Annotated in this window: 10 protein-coding genes; 4 read left to right on the top strand and 6 right to left on the bottom strand. The window is 38.0% G+C overall.

Going from position 1 to position 18195, the window contains the following annotated elements; all coding sequences use genetic code 11:
- Positions 1–164: 164 nt before the first annotated feature.
- From CWC04_RS05610 to CWC04_RS05600, 3 genes are all read right to left on the bottom strand, one after another.
- Positions 165–3308: a DEAD/DEAH box helicase gene (locus CWC04_RS05610; protein ID WP_138684848.1), complete on the bottom strand. Its 3144-nt coding sequence runs from the start codon at positions 3306–3308 to the stop codon at positions 165–167.
- A 436-nt stretch (positions 3309–3744) separates the two neighbouring features.
- Positions 3745–4707 carry a hypothetical protein gene (locus tag CWC04_RS05605; RefSeq protein WP_029771890.1) on the bottom strand — a complete coding sequence of 321 codons (963 nt, stop codon included), beginning with the start codon at positions 4705–4707 and terminating at the stop codon, positions 3745–3747.
- Positions 4708–4722: 15 nt separating this feature from the next.
- A complete protein-coding gene (locus CWC04_RS05600; protein ID WP_004586301.1) occupies positions 4723–5961 on the bottom strand; it encodes an AAA family ATPase in 1239 nt (412 codons plus the stop codon).
- Positions 5962–6735: 774 nt separating this feature from the next.
- On the opposite strand from CWC04_RS05600, the gene CWC04_RS05595 reads away from it, so the two are divergent.
- Positions 6736–7950, top strand: a complete 1215-nt coding sequence (locus CWC04_RS05595; RefSeq protein ID WP_004586302.1) for a hypothetical protein — start codon at positions 6736–6738, stop codon at positions 7948–7950.
- Between the two features lie 62 nt (positions 7951–8012).
- On the opposite strand, the gene CWC04_RS05590 is transcribed toward CWC04_RS05595, so the two are convergent.
- The gene (locus CWC04_RS05590; RefSeq protein ID WP_138684847.1) at positions 8013–8888 is read right to left on the bottom strand and encodes a DNA replication terminus site-binding protein; all 876 of its coding nucleotides are present in this window, start codon (positions 8886–8888) and stop codon (positions 8013–8015) included.
- Positions 8889–9878: 990 nt separating this feature from the next.
- Between CWC04_RS05590 and CWC04_RS05585 the strand changes: the two genes are divergently transcribed.
- Entirely contained in the window at positions 9879–11228 is a 1350-nt protein-coding gene (locus tag CWC04_RS05585) for a class II 3-deoxy-7-phosphoheptulonate synthase (protein WP_024032363.1), read from the top strand.
- Between the two features lie 60 nt (positions 11229–11288).
- Here the strand turns inward: CWC04_RS05585 and ppsR are convergent, their stop codons facing one another.
- Positions 11289–12098: a posphoenolpyruvate synthetase regulatory kinase/phosphorylase PpsR gene (gene ppsR, locus CWC04_RS05580; RefSeq protein ID WP_004586305.1), complete on the bottom strand. Its 810-nt coding sequence runs from the start codon at positions 12096–12098 to the stop codon at positions 11289–11291.
- Positions 12099–12252: 154 nt separating this feature from the next.
- On the opposite strand from ppsR, the gene ppsA reads away from it, so the two are divergent.
- Positions 12253–14628 (top strand): phosphoenolpyruvate synthase, encoded by a 2376-nt coding sequence (gene ppsA, locus CWC04_RS05575; RefSeq protein ID WP_054981983.1) that lies wholly within the window; start codon positions 12253–12255, stop codon positions 14626–14628.
- Positions 14629–14693: 65 nt separating this feature from the next.
- On the opposite strand, the gene CWC04_RS05570 is transcribed toward ppsA, so the two are convergent.
- Positions 14694–14903, bottom strand: a complete 210-nt coding sequence (locus CWC04_RS05570) for a PGPGW domain-containing protein (protein ID WP_104644158.1) — start codon at positions 14901–14903, stop codon at positions 14694–14696.
- A 145-nt stretch (positions 14904–15048) separates the two neighbouring features.
- Between CWC04_RS05570 and ydiJ the strand changes: the two genes are divergently transcribed.
- Entirely contained in the window at positions 15049–18096 is a 3048-nt protein-coding gene (ydiJ, locus tag CWC04_RS05565) for a D-2-hydroxyglutarate dehydrogenase YdiJ (protein ID WP_138684846.1), read from the top strand.
- The last annotated feature ends 99 nt before the right edge of the window (positions 18097–18195 follow it).

Raw genomic sequence — 18195 nt, 5'->3', positions numbered from 1 at the left:
ATTAAAGTAATAAAAAAAGCCAGCTAAAAGGGCTGGCTCAATCATTACTAAATTTAGTAACCAAACAGGGAAATCAACATGAAGCTTGTGATAACTGCAATTATTCAACAAGCAATATAATAGACGCCATTTGGTTAAATTAGTTCACATGCTAAGTAAAAAAATTAGCTTTTTATAAGCGATAACATTTGCTGCTCATCAAACGAAGTAAAGCTCATTGATTTATCGGTAAATAATGCATCAACAAGCGCTTGCTTATCTTGCTGCATTTTAAATACCTTTTGCTCAATTGAGTTACTCATAATTAATTTATAAACAAACACTGGATTTGTTTGGCCAATACGATAAGCACGATCGGTGGCTTGTTTTTCAACAGCCGGGTTCCACCATGGGTCAAAGTGAATAACGGTATCGGCTTGAGTTAAGTTAAGCCCAGTACCGCCTGCTTTTAAACTGATTAAAAACACCGAGGTTTTGCCACTGGTAAATTCGTCAATAACTTTGTCGCGATGGCGCGTTTGCCCAGTTAGCATACTAAAATTAATATTTATGTCGTTTAAACGCTCTGCAATTAAATCGAGCGCAGAGGTAAATTGACTAAAAATAATCACTTTACGACCAAGGCTTAGCATTAACGGCAAATGCGTAGTTAGCCATTCTAATTTTGCTGAACCAGCTTGTGTTTCTGGCTCAATTAATTTTGGATGACAACAAATTTGCCTTAGCTTTAGCAGCGCTTCTAAAAATGCGAGCTTACTTTTTTGTGCGCCTTGCTCAGCAAATAAGTCGATGAGCTTTTCTTCTAGGGCGCGCGTAATACCTTGGTACATATCTTTTTGTTTAGGTTCAAACTCAAACTCTTTTAACAGCTCTGTTTTTTGTGGCAGCTCTTGAGCTACCTGCGCTTTTGTGCGGCGTAATATAAACGGCATAATAAGCGCTTTTAGTTGCTCAGCTCGCTCTGAATCGGCTTCGCGCTCAATAGGTGTTTGAAAGTGCTGTTTAAAGTGGGCTTGCGAGCCAAGTAATGAAGGCATTGCAAAGTCGAGTAACGACTTAAGCTCAAACAAATTATTTTCGATAGGCGTGCCGCTTAAACATAACTTAAAGTCGGCATTTAAACGCTTAACTAAGCGCGAGACTTGTGCAGTATCGTTTTTAATATATTGCGCTTCGTCTAAAATAATATTTTCAAAATAAAGTGGCGAGTAGTAAGCAATATCACGCTTTAATAATGGGTAAGTAGTTAAAATACACTGCGCTTGCGCTAAATGTTGTAAAGGCTCATTACGTTGCGAGCCAAAAATAGTGGTTACTTTAAGACTTTTAGCAAATTTGGTTATTTCGTTTTGCCAATTACTTACCAAACTTGTAGGGCACACTATAAGGGTCGGGCCCGCTTGCGGGCGATTAAAACTGCTGGCCAAAAAGGCAATAACTTGCAGCGTTTTACCAAGTCCCATGTCATCAGCTAGTATGCCGCCTAATTGGTGGCGCTTTAAAAAACTAAGCCAATCAACGCCTTGTTGCTGGTATTCACGTAGTGTTACCGAGTCATTTAAACCGTGTAAGGGCACCACTGGCATTGCCTGCTCGGTGTTGTTTAACTCATCAAGATAACGCTCCAATGAGTCATCATGAAGGTCTATAGTAACTGCGGTATGCTTTACCAGCTCAGGTAAATAAGAAAGCGGGATATTAAATTCATCGCGTGTTTTAACAAATTCAAAACGTTGTTTAAATTCGGTCAGTAAATTAATGGCGGCTTTACTAATAACACCAAATTGACGCCCAACGGGGTAGTAATAAAACAGCTCACTTTGACGATTTAACGATTGATACGTGGCATCATCGGTATTAAAAAGTACAGCGGCTTTGGCATCACTTAATTGCACTTTACAATGCATTTGGTGACCTGCAGCACGGTTTACGTCGAGTATAACGTGCCCTTGGGGGTCGGCTACATTTACTTTAGTTTGAGTTACCTGCCAGCCACGCTTTTTAAAGCCAGGGAATACTTCGTAAACAAGCCAATGTAAATGTATAGGTGATTGTTTATTAAATATAAACTCACTTTGTAAACCCCCTTTACAAAACTCAAAACCTAAATTTACTAACTCATTTGTTACTGTGTTTTCAAATGCACTATTTATTAAACTCGCTGGTGCTGTCCCCGCCAAATAATTTTTATTTTTATATTTAAACAATAGCGAAACTTTAAGCCCTTGCTCATCCATAGTGGCTTTTAAAACAGCATTACCAAGTTGCTTAACATTGACTTGCTCGTTATTCGGATGCGGAATAACACCGGCACCAAAATTATCGGCAAGTTGTTTATAAATGCGATCAAAATTAGCATCGTGCAGTGCGGGAATAGATTGTAAATGTGCTATTTCGTCGGCGCTAAGCTGTGTTCTGATCCGGCCTACTTTAAAGTGATCGAGGTCTAAATAAGCAGGCGGCGTGGTTTTTATCAATGCCCAATTTTTACTGTGTTCAAGCTCAATAATTAATTGCGATAACTCGTTTTGTTGCTGCCAATTAAAGTTAAGCGATTGCCCAGTTTGCGCTTTAATAGCAACACGAGAGCGTTGTAAAAATAAACGGTCGGTAGCAATTAATTGTTGTAGAGCGCTAAAGCCCCATTGACCTTTTAGCTCTAAATTACCTACTGCATTTTGTGAGCGAATCCAACTAAAGAGTCTAAAGTCACTTTCGAGCAAATCGTTTGGTGTTACAAAGCTATTTAATTGTTGCTCAGTTAAATTGCGCCCGAGCGTGTAATTATTATTTTTGTCGTAATTGGCAATTTTTGGCGTTAAAAATACTTTATTGTTTTCAATGTCTAATACAAATAAAAGAACTTGCGAAGGGGCTTTAGCATCAACACTTTTAAGTGCTGTCAGTTCACTAAACCAATCGTTAATAAAGTAGTCTTCTCCGTATTCACCTGAGTGCTCTATTTTAAGTTTAAATAATACAGCGGCTAAGTGCCTACATTTGGTTTTAGCATTACAGGTACAATGCGTATCAACAGAGTAACCAGTAGGTACTTTACTGATCTCAATGCGTTGGTTAAATGTTGATCCGGTGTCGCCTTGTACGGTTGAATCAATAACAGCAAAATCACTGCTGTGCTCTAACCAACTAATTTGGCCGTTTTTATAATACTCTTTGCCTTTATCGAGCACGTTGGGCCTAAACAGCTTTTTTATAAAGCGCTCAGAAAGAGGGAACAAGGTTGCCTGCTCATTTTTTATTTCTTCAAAAATAGCCAGTAAATCATTTTTTGATAAGTTAGCAGACATGTCACTCTAAGTATTAAATTTTTAAAATAATTCTGCCAGTATATTCTTTAACTGCGCACAGCAAAAGCAATATTAACGTTATATAAACTGGTTGGAGCTGCTAGGTTAGTAAAAAATCGGTTTATACGTACTTTATGGCACTTTATCTGCCCAAATGAGAATAGGTAAACAGCAAACACACATGTTACAAACAATTTATTAACAATGCAGGGGCTTTACAGATCAGTTTTTTACTAACAAATTAAGATCCAGCATCAAATAGTCGTAAAAACTAAATTCAGTTGGTAAAAATGTGATCTTTATAGCAAAAATGAGGGATTTATAGGTTATAAATAGCAAAAAAGATCAAGATTTTACTAAGTAAAAAGCCCATCAGATCAGAATTTAACTAACCTAACAGGCTTTTAAGATCACTATTTTACTAAGTAATAAAGAGCTAATTAAACGCGCTTAACAGCTTAGTAAGTTGTTCTAAGCGTTTGTCAGTCAACACTTTATTATCTATTTTAATAGATACGTCACCACTTTTTAAATTACGTTGTACGTTTATAAAGTTGTTTTCAAATACAGCTTCACGTTTAGCAACCGCGCTAGGCTCGGTAGTTAAACGTTTAGTAATTGCCATAGCGCGCTTGTCGTCGCTTGTAATGGCGTTAATCTCATCGTCTGTATGTAATTCGCTAACTAGGGCGTTAAACGCCTGCTCGTCGCGCTCCTTTGCACTAACAAGCTTTTTAGCGACTTCTCTGCCTACGTGATTAGCCGTTGGGTAAAGTGAAATTACATCAGCGGGGATTTGCTCGTACGCTTTAATGGCATCTGCAATTGCGGTGTGCGATACACCTTCAATAGCGGCAATTTCGCGATAAGAGCCTTTTTTACCTTGCTCAATAAGATCGTTTTTAGTTTGTTGATAAGCTTGCCCTAGTTCCCAAAGGCTTGGGGCTATGTACTGATCTGAAGATACAGCTAAAATTTTAGCGTCTTGATCGGTAAAATCAGGAGAGCTTAAAACTAAATAATCGGCATTACCTAAAATACATGCCTTTCGACGACGTGAACCGGCAAGTACTAAGTTAGTATTTCCCTGATCCCAAAGTAAAGCAGGGTGTTGATTACGTCCATCTTCACTGATTGCAGGTAAAATATCAGAAACCGACTTTTCGTTTAATAGCGCTTGTACACGGCGGTTTTTACCGTAAACCGTGGTGCTAGATTCAATATCTGCATGAGCAATAACTTTACACACTAAGGTTATTTCGCGTGTAGGGTCGCTTGGCGCAGGCATTCTTATTACATCACCAGCGCTTGCTTGCTCAAGTAATGCATCGAGGCTGCTATTGCCTACGGCAGTTGCAAATGGATCTAAGCGGGTGTCGTTTTTACGTTTTGTAGCCATTTTTATATAACATCCTTACTTAGTGTTGTTAAGTGACGATTGGGTTGACTCCCAATTAGAACGAATAAGCATTTCTAATTCGTCCACAACATCTTTAATATTTTCTTGCGCGCGCAATAAAGACTCGCGACTTGCTAAACTATCCGATGCTTTTTGATCAAATATGGTATTAAAAGACGATGAACTAGCCGTAATTGCCGAGCTGTGATTAATTGGGTAGCTCATTACTTGGCGGCCAAACGCACTACGTACATCTTTAACAATATCGCGCTGTGAATGATTACCCTTAACGTAATTGGTCACTAAAAACTGCATAAAGTCCCAACCTTCATGACCAAGTGCCGCTACTGTGTGGTAAATCTCACCTAAACGCTTTAAATATTTATTGTTAGCATCAAAATCTACAGCTTCTGGATGAACCGGAATAAGCATCGCCGTAGAGGCCATTAAAGCATTATAAAACATAAAGTTAAGAGTAGGAGCGGTATCGATTAAAATAATATCGAATTCGTCTTTAACCGGCTCAATAACCTTTTCTAAAAGCTTATGATAATGACGTGTTTGTTCGTAATTAGAGGTGTCTTTTAAAAGTGTTGCTGTCTCGTGTTCAAAGTAAAAGTCATCCATACCTGAGGGTAAAACACGAATATTTGGAATATGCGTAGTCACAAAAGCACTAGAAACAAACTCTGGCCAGGTTTCGCCTTCGTCTAAATCAATACAATCACGCATTAAGTCGCCTACCGTAACAGGGTCGTGATCGTTAGAAGGGAAAAAGCTAGAAGACGAACCTTGAGGATCTAAATCAATAATACCAATACGATAACGTTTGATATTAGTCGTCGCCAATGCAGCTGCAATATTAACCATACTGGTTGTTTTACCACAGCCACCTTTAAGTGAATTAATAACAATAACTTGGAGTTTATCGTTAGCAGTGCGGTGATCTGGCTGAATATCCATGATATCGGCCATCGCAAAAATATTAACTAACGTGTACGCATAGTGCCCATTTGCACCACGCTTTATATTTAAATCATCAAAGTCACCATTGTCATGACGACGTTTTAAGGTACGATTATTACACCCTAATAAATCTGCTGCCGCTTTTTGGGTGTAAGTTCTTAATTCTTTTTCTTCTGATTTAAGATGAGCGCGATAGTGTTGTATGCGTCCTTTTAAAGATTTTTCAGCAACTTCGGCTGTTGCTTTTAAAAGCCGGTAAGTACTTAGCGCGTTATTATTGATAGACATACTTTCTTCCTCAAAGTTAGGCAGTTAGTATAATGTCCATTCAAATAGCTGTAAACAACTATTTAAGGCGACATGCATTTTAATAACAAGACATTTAAAAATATTTTTACACCTTTAAGATTGCTTAGTATAAATAAAGAAGTTTAAAGGTGGTTAAATATATAAGGTAATAAAGGTTAAGGGTGTATAATAGCTATATAACTATATGATATTTATAAATAATGTTAAAAAAAGCAGATCACCTTTATACTTGGTTAAGATCAGATCTTTATCTACATGCAGATCAGCTTTTTACTAAGCCTTATTTAAATATTAGAGTTATGCACAACTTACTCAATAAGTTATGTACAAAATGACTGTGTGAGATCAGTTTTTTACTAAGTAAATTATAAAGTTATACACTTAAGCCTACGAAGAACAGGGCGTTTAATTGGTATAGATCTGATCTGTAGTAAGTACAGATCAGATCTATGCTAACTCGAAGTGCTGTTATCCACAGCAGGTATTTATTTTACTAACGTTTGTCGTGTAAAAAGTTTAAAAATAGCGCTTTTAATGGACAAAAAATAAATTGAGTTAGTAAAAATTTAGCTTGAGAAGCTTATCTTAGTAAAATAGTGATCTGAAATTAAGCTTATCACTCACTACTTAGTATAATAATGATCCGTTACGTTTATTTATACTCGGATCAGTTTTATACTAACTTAAACATTTAACTTTTGTTGCTTAATGTGTTGTTATTAGCTGTCGCAATAAAAAATGGAAATCAGAACAATGAGCCGAAAGGTCAACATCTCGGTAGATAACTTGCCCGATACACTTAGGGGCCAAATACACGGGGTGGAAAGTGCAATAGATAACGAAAGTTTAGCACTATTTACAGATAACAAAGATGTGCGAATTTCTATCGAAAATGCCGCTCATGGGTTACGTGCTTATTCAAACACGTTTAACCACTATGATTTATGGGGGCGTTTTGTACGTTCTGGGCATAAAAAATTGCCATTGGAAGAAGCACCTAAAAAAACAATTATTACGCGTAAAATATCCGAAAAAGTGGATGGTATTTTATATGACGGCGAAATAAAAATTACACCGGCCGTTGTAAGCACGCGTAAAGATGGCGAAGACGTAGAATATTTAGTGTGGCCATCGGATAGAGAAGAAAAAGTTGAGCGCGCATTAATTCGCCTTGCATCGAAAGGTAAAATCGTAAAAATCAATTTTAAGTCCGGTATTCAATATGCCGTGGTTTTTTCGATGAACGAATTAGCCCAAGAGCTTAAAGCGGTTGGCCAATCAATGCCATACCCACAAATTAAAGAATCATTGGAAGCACTTCAAGGTTCTAAACTTTCATTTAAATACTCGGCTACTGATACTAAAAATACAGATATTGATGATTCTTTTTATGAGTCAAATATGAACTTTTTATCATCTCTTCATTTTAGTGGTAAAAAAGGCCAAGGCGGCAACGTTAAATGTGTTGCATGTTTAAATGCATTTGTTCATAACATGATTGATAACCTTGAATACAAAGGGTATTACTTTAACAGTGCGCAAGAGTTAAAACGTGGTTTATCGCGTTGGATGATGCTGCGTTTATACCACCTTTGGCGTTATGCCGCGCCTGGTAAAACGTATCATTTTAGATTGCTATCTATTATGGAAAAATACGGCTCAATTTATTCAACCGACGATATCACAGAAAACAAATTAAAAGCATTACGCCGTGATATGACCACAACAATGAAAGACTTGATTGAAAAAGGGGCTATTTCGGAATACAGCATTACTAATGTAAAAGATGATAAAACCGGTAATATTATTGATTACACCTATGAAATGCATCCTTCTGATCAGTTTTGTGATGAGATACTCACGCTCAATAAGCACAATAAGCGTATTGAGATTCAAGGTGGTAAACGAATTGTCGAAAATGCAGTTTTAATTGATGAAGATAAAATAGAAGAAATAGTCGAAAAATAACAACGGTTAAAATACTAGACTACTTACCAAAAAGGCCACACTATGTGGCCTTTTTAACATAATTATTTATCTACTTGTTCTAAGTAAAGTCTATCCACTAAAAAGTCATACTCTTTTTTTCTCGGGTGAGACTCTGGTTTTTGATAATCTGGCAAAGTACCTAACTTAACATCGGGCTGTGGGTTAATTAAAATAAACGGCAATGCAGCACTTACGTGATACCTATTTTCTGCGGTATACCTAACATTAACTTGGGGACTTACTCGGGTAGGGCGGCGAATTCTTAACTTTTCTTTTTCACCTAAACTTGCCACTCGCATTTGCTCTTGTGCAACAAGGGACTGCCATTTTTGTTGGTCTATCATTCTTGGATTTCTATAACCTGCGGACTTATCGAGCATTTCAAGCGCCATTTTTTTAGTTAGAGTTTTAGTGGCATGCTTATGCATCCAAGTAAATCTCACTGAAAAAGGGGACTCACTTTGAAAATGAATTTTTCGATAGGCTGCAAGAGTGATTAAATTTGGAACCGCGTTATGAACAGCTTCAAATCGAGCATCGTTATTATCGATAGCCAAAACACACTCCTTAAAAGCAGCCTTAGCTTTATTAACTTGTTGTATTCGGCTAGTTAATGCTGCGACATCTGCATTTTTTAGAACCAAAAGCCCAGGATGACGCTTTAGTACTCTACTACTTAAACTTTCTTTTTTATAAATATCAGTAAATGAGTTTAAAATTGCCCTATGAGCAATTTCGCCGGTTAATTTTTTTACAGGAATTGACTCGGGAATAATATTTTCATCAACACTATTTATATCTGGTAGCTGATAATACTCAGCCTTTGAATATTCACAGACACGTAATTCATCAATCAATAACGATGTTAATTCATTCATTAAATCAAACTGACTTCTTATTTGTACTTTAGAAACCATAACCACCCTGAGAACACATCTTACTTATGTAATTATTAAGTTTAACCTTTTGCTCTGTTTTTTTAAAGTTTATTTATTTTACTAAAGCTAAGATTACGTTTAAATAAAATTAAGTATGATGTGTTCTTTAATGCTGTTTGCTTATGCTTGTGAGATTCGGTGCGTGAATATTTGCATATAACAGAAAGAATTAGTGAACCCAAGCGTGATCAATACACTTATGCGTATTTATCTAGATGGGGGAAATTGTTGTAACACAGGTAATTACCAGGGCGATGTATACTTTTATATATTATCACTCTGTGTAAAATAGTTATTGAGCCTTTAGTTTAAGGCCAGAAATCAATTTTTTGTTTCGCCACTTTAGATAATGTTGGGCACTCATTGTATAATTGCTTATAAGTGATACTTGTAATACAGCGCTAGGCTCCTGTGATGGGGAAGGCTGCTCTGTCAAGATGAACTCTACTACAACTTAGTATTTAAAGTAATCGTTCATACGACTGTTTTTAGTAGCCCTAATTAGAAGAGTACTGGCATCGTCTAACAACCTGATCACAGTTGTACAGAATAAAGTGGACTTATTATTATAGCTTTACACAACCCTGAATCACATATCACACACTCAAAATAAATTCTAGTCTCTTGGATTATTTAATTAAATTACCACTGTAAAGCTAAGATTACATTTAACCGACTTTAAGTATGATGTGTTCCCAAAGAAACTGTTAACTTTAAGGCTTTGAATTCAATTTGGTTTGGGATGGTTAAAAAAACGCCTTCATATATTTAACTTATTGTATTTAAATAAAAATAGTAAAATTAAAACACGCTTAAAACTAAGCATGAACAGCCTTAAAATCACAAATAACCTTATATATATTTAACTCATAACAAATTAGTTGGTAAATAGTGAATATAGTCCTTGAACTTAGGGCCATGCATACGTTAATTTCTTTATATCAGGTAAAGTAGGAATGAGGAAAGAACATGCAATCGTGGAACCCAAATAGCTGGAGAGAACTGCCAATACTGCAGCAGCCACAGTACCCAGATCAAGAAGAACTGAAAACAGTAGAAAGCCAGTTAAAGAGTGCTCCGCCACTTGTTTTTGCAGAAGAAACAAGAAGCCTCTTTAAACAATTAGAAGATGTATGTGAAGGTCGTGCATTTTTACTTCAAGGTGGTGACTGTGCCGAATCATTTAGCGACTTTAATGCCGCTAATATTCGCGATACATTTAAAACCATTTTACAAATGGCAGTTGTTTTAACATACGGCGGTAAATGCCCAGTTGTTAAAATTGCACGTATGGCAGGCCAATACGCTAAACCACGCTCTGCAGATTTAGAAACTATTGACGGTGTATCTTTACCATCTTACCGTGGTGATATTGTAAATAGCTTTGAGTTTACAGAAGAAGCACGTATTCCCGATCCACAACGTTTAATGAAGGCATACCACAATAGTGCAGCTACTTTAAACTTACTTCGTGCATTTGCACAAGGTGGCTTAGCAGATTTACACCAAGTGAATCGCTGGAACATGGGCTTTGTAGCCGCTAATCCACAAAAAGAGCGATTCCAACAGCTTGCTGACAAAATTCAGGACGCACTTGAATTTATGGAAGTATGTGGCATTAATTCGACTATTGCGCCAAGCCTTAAAGAAACCGACTTATACACGTCTCACGAAGCGTTATTGCTAGGCTATGAAGAAGCGCTAACTCGTCGCGATCACCTTTCAGGTGACTGGTACGACTGTTCTGCGCACTTTGTGTGGATTGGTGAGCGTACGCGTCAATTAGACCATGCACACATTGAGTTTTTCAAAGGTATTAAAAACCCTATTGGTGTTAAAGTTGGCCCAGGAATGGACCCAGATGACCTAATTCGTTTAATTGATGCTGTAAACCCAGATAACATTCCGGGCCGTTTAACGCTAATTACACGTATGGGTGCCGACGTACTGCCAGAAAAACTTCCAGCACTTGTAAGACGCGTTCAGCAAGAAGGCCGTAAAGTTATTTGGAGCTCGGATCCAATGCACGGTAACACTGAAAAAGCGACATCAGGCTATAAAACGCGCAGCTTTGATAATATCATGCGCGAAATTAGCCAGTTTTTTGCTGTACACAAAGCTGAAGGTTCATACGCAGGTGGTATCCACTTAGAAATGACTGGCCAGCACGTTACAGAGTGTACCGGTGGTGCATACGGTTTATCTGATGATGACCTAGCGCAACGTTACAAAACACAATGTGACCCGCGTCTAAATGCAGACCAAGTATTAGAAGTAGGCTTTTTAGTAGCTGACTTATTAAAAGACGCTCGTAAGTAATAAATAAAAAAATAAAGCCGCATTATGCGGCTTTTTTTAGCAAAACAGTAAATTAGTTGGTTAGTACTTACGTCGCTCAAGATTACTGTCAATTAAGATTTTAGCAGATATTTCTTCTACAGAATGATGGGTAGAATTAAAGTATGCAATTTTATGTCGCTTATAAAGCATTTCAACTTCACGTACTTCAATTCGGCATTGTCTTATTGATGCGTATTTAGAATTTGCCATACGACGATGCCTAATTGCAGCCAAACGCTCAGGGTCAATAGTTAACCCAAATAACTTATGTTTGTAAGGGAGTAAACATTTAGGTAGCCCCTCACTCTCTAAGTCGTCTTCAGTTATTGGGTAATTTGCAGCCTTAATGCCGTACTGTAGGGCTAAGTACAAGCTTGTTGGTGTTTTACCGCTTCTGCTAACACCTACTAAAATAATATCGGCTTCAGAAAAGTTTTTAATATTTCCGCCATCATCATTCATAAGGGCATAGTTAACCGCATCTATTCTAAAGTCATAACTTTTTTCATGAATAGAGTGGGTACGATGCATTTTTGGCACTGGCGCAACATTAAGCTCTTTTTCTATTTTTTCACTGTAAGTAGACAAAAAATCATACGCGATTGCATCGGCCGATTTAATAATTTCACTTAAGTTGTGATTTACGAAGGTAAAGAATACAAATGGCTTCTCACCTTCTTTTGCAGCAGTTGCGTTTATTAACGCTTTAATTTCATTTGCTTTTTCTTCTGTTTCTACAAAAGGAATAGTTTTATGATTAAATTCAACCGGAAACAACGACAAAGTCGCGTGACCAAACACTTCGGAGGTAATAGCAGTGCCGTCTGATATATAAAAAGCAGTTCTCATAGTTAACCTTTTTATTACGTTTAATCCCTAAAATGGCTTACTCACGGTTTACGTGAGGTCTAATGCCAGTGTAGAATGAAGGTGACCTTTATAAAAGGTTTTCTTTCTTAACTCTCACAGTTACAACTACAATTTGTTTTTTGGAGAAAGACCCGTGCAAGAATACGTTCTCTGGTATCAAGAGCTTGGTATGCAAGATGTTCCTCGTGTTGGCGGCAAAAATGCCTCACTGGGTGAAATGATTTCAAACCTCGCTAACGCAGGTGTACAGGTTCCGGGTGGTTTTGCCACTACAGCCGACGCTTTCAATGAGTTTTTAGAGCAATCTGGACTCAATGCAAAAATTCACGACATTTTAGATACGCTTGATGTTGATGATGTAAATACACTCGCTAAAGTCGGTGCCGATATCCGCCAATGGATTATCGATACCCCATTCCAACCTAACCTAGACCAAGCCATTCGCGACGCATACAGCCAACTTCATGGCGATACATCAGCCGATGTATCATTTGCAGTACGCTCATCAGCCACCGCTGAAGATATGCCAGATGCATCATTCGCAGGCCAACAAGAAACCTTCCTTAACGTTCGTGGTATCGACTCAGTAATGGTCGCTATTAAACACGTATTTGCTTCTTTATTTAACGACCGCGCCATATCGTACCGTGTTCACCAAGGTTACGATCATCGTGGTGTTGCACTATCTGCTGGTATTCAGCGTATGGTACGTTCAGATAAATCAGCATCAGGCGTTATGTTTAGTATTGATACAGAGTCTGGTTTTGAAGACGTTGTATTTGTTACTTCAAGCTACGGTTTAGGTGAAATGGTTGTACAGGGCGCAGTAAACCCTGATGAATTTTATGTTCATAAACCAACATTACAAAAAGGGTTGCCATCAGTAGTACGTCGTAATATTGGCTCAAAAGCCATTCAAATGATTTACTCAACAGATGAGGCACACGGCAAACAAGTAGAAATTGTTGACGTAGAGCCAAGCCTTTCAAACAAATTTTCAATTACAGATGAAGAAGTGCAAGAACTTGCAAAACAAGCTGTAATTATCGAAAAGCACTACGGTCGTCCTATGGATATCGAATGGGCAAAAGATGGAAACGATGGCAAATTGTACATAGTACAAGCGCGCCCAGAAACCGTTCGCTCAAACGAAGATGCCAATATTATGGAGCGTTTTCAATTAAATGGCACAAGCAATGTAATTGCTGAAGGCCGCGCAATTGGTCATAAAATTGGTAGTGGTGTTGTTCGTGTACTTGATTCAATTAAAGAAATGGACCAAGTACAAGAAGGGGACATTTTAGTTACCGACATGACTGACCCAGATTGGGAACCTATCATGAAGCGCGCCGCGGCTATTGTTACAAACCGTGGTGGGCGTACGTGTCACGCAGCAATTATTGCCCGTGAACTTGGTATTCCTGCGGTAGTTGGCTGTGGTAACGCAACCGATTTAATTAAAGCAGGCCAAGAAGTAACGGTATCATGTGCTGAAGGCGATACAGGTTACATCTACGAAGGTATTTTAGATTTTGAAATACTAACGTCGCGCGTTGATAAAATGCCAGAACTACCAATGAAAGTGATGATGAACGTGGGTAATCCAGACCGCGCGTTTGACTTTGCACGTTTACCACATGCAGGTGTTGGCCTTGCCCGTGTTGAATTTGTAATAAACCGCATGATTGGTGTTCACCCTAAAGCGCTATTAAATTTTGATGCACAATCTCCTGCGTTACAAGCTGAAATTACCGACATTATTGCCGGATACGAATCACCGGTAGAGTTTTATATCTCTAAATTAGTAGAAGGTATTTCAACGCTAGGCTGTGCCTTTGCACCAGAGCGTGTAATTGTGCGTATGTCTGATTTTAAATCAAACGAATATGCAAACTTGGTAGGTGGTGAGCAGTACGAACCAGAAGAAGAAAACCCAATGATTGGTTTTCGTGGTGCTGCACGTTATATCTCTGAAGACTTCCGTGATTGTTTTGCCCTTGAGTGTGAAGCAATTAAACGCGTAAGAAACACCATGGGTATGACCAACATCGAAATCATGATCCCATTCGTACGTACCCTTGAAGAGGGTAAACGTGTTATCGAATTACTAGAAGAGCATGGCCTTAAACGTGGTGAAAATGGTCTAAAAGTAATCATGATGTGTGAGCTTCCTTCAAATGCATTACTTGCCGATGAATTTTTAGAGATGTTCGATGGTTTTTCTATCGGCTCTAACGATTTAACTCAGCTAACACTTGGTCTTGACCGTGACTCAGGCCTAATCGCACATTTATTTGATGAGCGTAATCCTGCAATTAAAAAGCTACTTTCTATGGCAATTAAAACCGCTAAAGAAAAGGGCAAGTATGTAGGTATTTGTGGTCAAGGTCCTTCAGATCATGAAGACTTTGCAGCATGGTTAGTAGAGCAGGGCATTGATTCTGTTTCACTAAATCCAGATACAGTACTAGAAACATGGTTATACCTAGCAGACAAACTTGCTAAATAATCATCAGTACCCGTAACAAATAAAAATGCCAGCTATTATGCTGGCATTTTTGTATGTGGGCTAAATTACCGTGCTAATTTTTTATCTAAATAATTACACGATTTAGTTAAGGCTTTTTGGCATAGTTTTAAATAATGCCTCGCTTTTGGGTAATAAAACGAAAAGCACAGTAACCCCGCCATAAAAAATATTAGTGAGGGCCCTGGCACCAGAGAGAAAAACAACCCAAGCAAAATAAACAACACACCTATGATCTGTAATAGTAATTTTTTCATATAAACCTCTGAACATTGGTTTAACTTGATTATAAATACAGAACCTCAAAATACGATAAAAAGAGTGTTACAAACTGTAAAATCTTCAATTTCTATTAGCCATCACCATGATATAATTACACAAATGCCTTAAATTATCGCCGTCATGATAGCAACAATTACACAGCAAGATGCAGCGACCGAGCTTGTCGCAAACTACTTAAGTACACTTAAAAATCAGGGGTTTAATGGTGACACCGATGCAAGCTATGCAACGCGTTTAACCGCCTCTACTGATAACAGTATTTATCAGCAAATCCCACAAGGTGTTATTTTTCCAAAAACCGAAAAAGACATTCAACTGGCATTGCAAACAGCATCTCGCGACCCGTTTTTGTCGCTTACTTTTGGCCCACGTGGTGGTGGTACAGGTACTAATGGGCAATCACTCACACCCGGAATAGTGGTTGATTTGTCTCGCTACATGCGCGAAATACTCGAAATTAACGTTGAAGAAGGTTGGGTTAGAGTACAAACAGGTGTAATTAAAGATCAATTAAACGACTTTTTAAAACCGTACGGCTTTTTCTTCTCACCCGACTTATCAACCAGTAACCGAGCAACCATTGGCGGAATGATCAGTACCGATGCATCTGGCCAAGGTTCATTAGTGTACGGTAAAACCAGCGACCATGTTTTAGGACTTACTACCTATTTAGTCGATGGCAGCCCAATGGTGACATCACCAATAGACATAGAAAAAGCTAAAGTAATAGCCGAGCAAGAATCATTAATCGGTAGCCTTTACAAAACAGTATTGGAAATTTCTTTAAATGAACGCCAAGCAATTTTAGACAAGTTTCCACGCTTAAATCGATTTTTAACAGGCTACGACCTAGAGCATGTGCTAAGTGATGACTTACAAACTTTTGATATGAGTAGGCTAATTACCGGATCAGAAGGCTCACTTGGTATAGTTACTGAAGCTAAATTAAACCTAACTCCCATAGCCGAATTTAAAACACTGATAAATATTAAATACGACAGTTTTGATTCGGCACTTCGCCACTCTCCCTTTTTAGTTGATGCGCGTGCAACATCGGTAGAAACAGTCGATAGCAAAGTATTAAACTTGGCTCGCGAAGATATTATTTGGCATTCAGTATCGGACTTAATAACCGATGTACCAAATAAAGATATGCAAGGACTCAACATGGTTGAGTTTAATGCAGTATCACCTGAAGATATAAAAGACAAAGTAAGCACACTTTGCACATTATTAGATGAATGCGTAGCAAATCAAACCAATGGTGTTATTGGCTATCAATTAACCAGCAGTAAAAGTGACATTTTAAAAATTTATGCAATGCGTAAAAAATCTGTCGGGTTACTCGGTAATGTTAAAGGCAGCCAAAAGCCATTGGCCTTTGCTGAGGATACCGCTGTACCGCCAGAAAACTTAGCCGACTACATTGTAGAATTTAGAGCATTACTCGATAGCCATAATTTACAATACGGTATGTTCGGCCATGTTGATGCGGGTGTTTTACATGTACGCCCGGCGCTAGATATGTGCGACCCAGAACAAGAAAAACTGCTTCGTAAAATTTCAGACGAAGTTGTAAAACTCACCGCTAAATACGGCGGCTTAATGTGGGGCGAACATGGTAAAGGTTACCGAAGTGAATACGGCCCTGAGTTTTTTGGCGAGCATTTATTTAAACAACTACGTAAAATAAAAACAGCGTTCGACCCTAATAACAGAATAAACCCTGGGAAAATATGTACTCCCATAGAAAGTGAGGACTCACTAGTTAGTGTAGATGGGCAAAAACGTTCGTACTTCGATAAGCAAATTTCTATCGATGTTAAAACAAGTTTTAACAATGCAATGACCTGTAATGGTAACGGCATTTGTTTTAACTACGACGAAAATTCTCCCATGTGTCCTTCATATAAAGTAACCGGCGATCGCAGGCATTCGCCAAAAGGCCGCGCAACATTAATGCGAGAATGGTTACGACTTCAAGAGTCTAAAAATGTAGATTTGCTCGAAGTAGAAAAAGAGCTTAACAAAGGCGAAGTTATTACCTGGTGGGAGCGTTTTGTTCATAGCCGTGAAAAAAACAAAGGTGTCTACGATTTTTCTCACGAAGTAAAAGAGTCAATGGATGAATGTTTAGCGTGTAAAGCGTGTACAACATCTTGCCCAATTAAAGTCGATGTACCTACTTTTAGAGCACGCTTTTTAAATTATTATCACAGTTATTACGCGCGCCCACTTAAAGATTATTTAGTCGCAAACATTGAAAGTTCGGCGCCTGTAATGTCTAAATTTGCACGCGTGATAAACCCAATTGTTAAAACAAACTTAGTAAGTAGTTTAATTAAAAAAACAGTAGGGTATGTAGATACCCCCCAATTAAGTGTGCCTTCACTCGAAAAACGTGTCGCAAAAGCACATAAATTTAATTTTGAATTATTAAATTCACTTTCAAGCGATGAACAAAATGACTATGTGCTAATAGTGCAAGACCCGTTTACCAGCTTTTACGAAGCCGAGTTAGTGCAAAGTTTTATAACACTTATCACCGCGCTGGGTAAAAAGCCGATGCTATTACCGTTTAAACCTAATGGTAAAGCCCAACACGTAAAAGGGTTTTTGCATGAGTTTAAAGTAACGGCAAAAAATGGCGCAGAGTTTTTAAATAAACTCGCTGATATTAATTCGCCTTTGGTTGGTTTAGATGCATCGTTAGTTATGTGTTATCGCGATGAATACAAAACCATTTTAGAAAATAATCGCGGCGAGTTTCATGTACAACTTGCCCATGAATGGTTACAAACTCAATCGTTTAAATCATTATCGGCTAAACAAAAAACCGATACTGAATTTACATTATTGAGCCACTGTACAGAAACAACCGCTTTACCAAAAGCGGCAAGTGTATGGAAAACAATTTTTACTGATATTGGTTTAACCCTAAATACAACCAATACCGGGTGTTGTGGCATGGCCGGTACTTATGGCCATGAAGCACAAAACCAAGAAAATTCTCGTGCGCTGTACGAAATGAGTTGGAAACCAATAGTAGATAAAAATAAACCAGAGCAACTTTTATCTACCGGTTTTTCGTGCCGCAGCCAAGTAAAACGCTTTGAGCAATTTAAACCAATGCACCCAATAGAATTGCTCGCACAGGTACTTAGCTAGTAAAAGTTAAAAATAAAAAAAGGCGTAACTTAAAAATAAGTTACGCCTTTTTTATTAATACCAATTCGCTTAGTTAAGTGATTTATTTTAAAGCTAAAA

The sequence above is a fragment of the Pseudoalteromonas sp. S2893 genome, from assembly GCF_005887105.1.
Classification (GTDB): domain Bacteria; phylum Pseudomonadota; class Gammaproteobacteria; order Enterobacterales; family Alteromonadaceae; genus Pseudoalteromonas; species Pseudoalteromonas atlantica.
The sequence above is the reverse complement of the archived record's forward strand: the minus strand, read 5'-3'. Positions and strand labels throughout refer to the sequence as shown.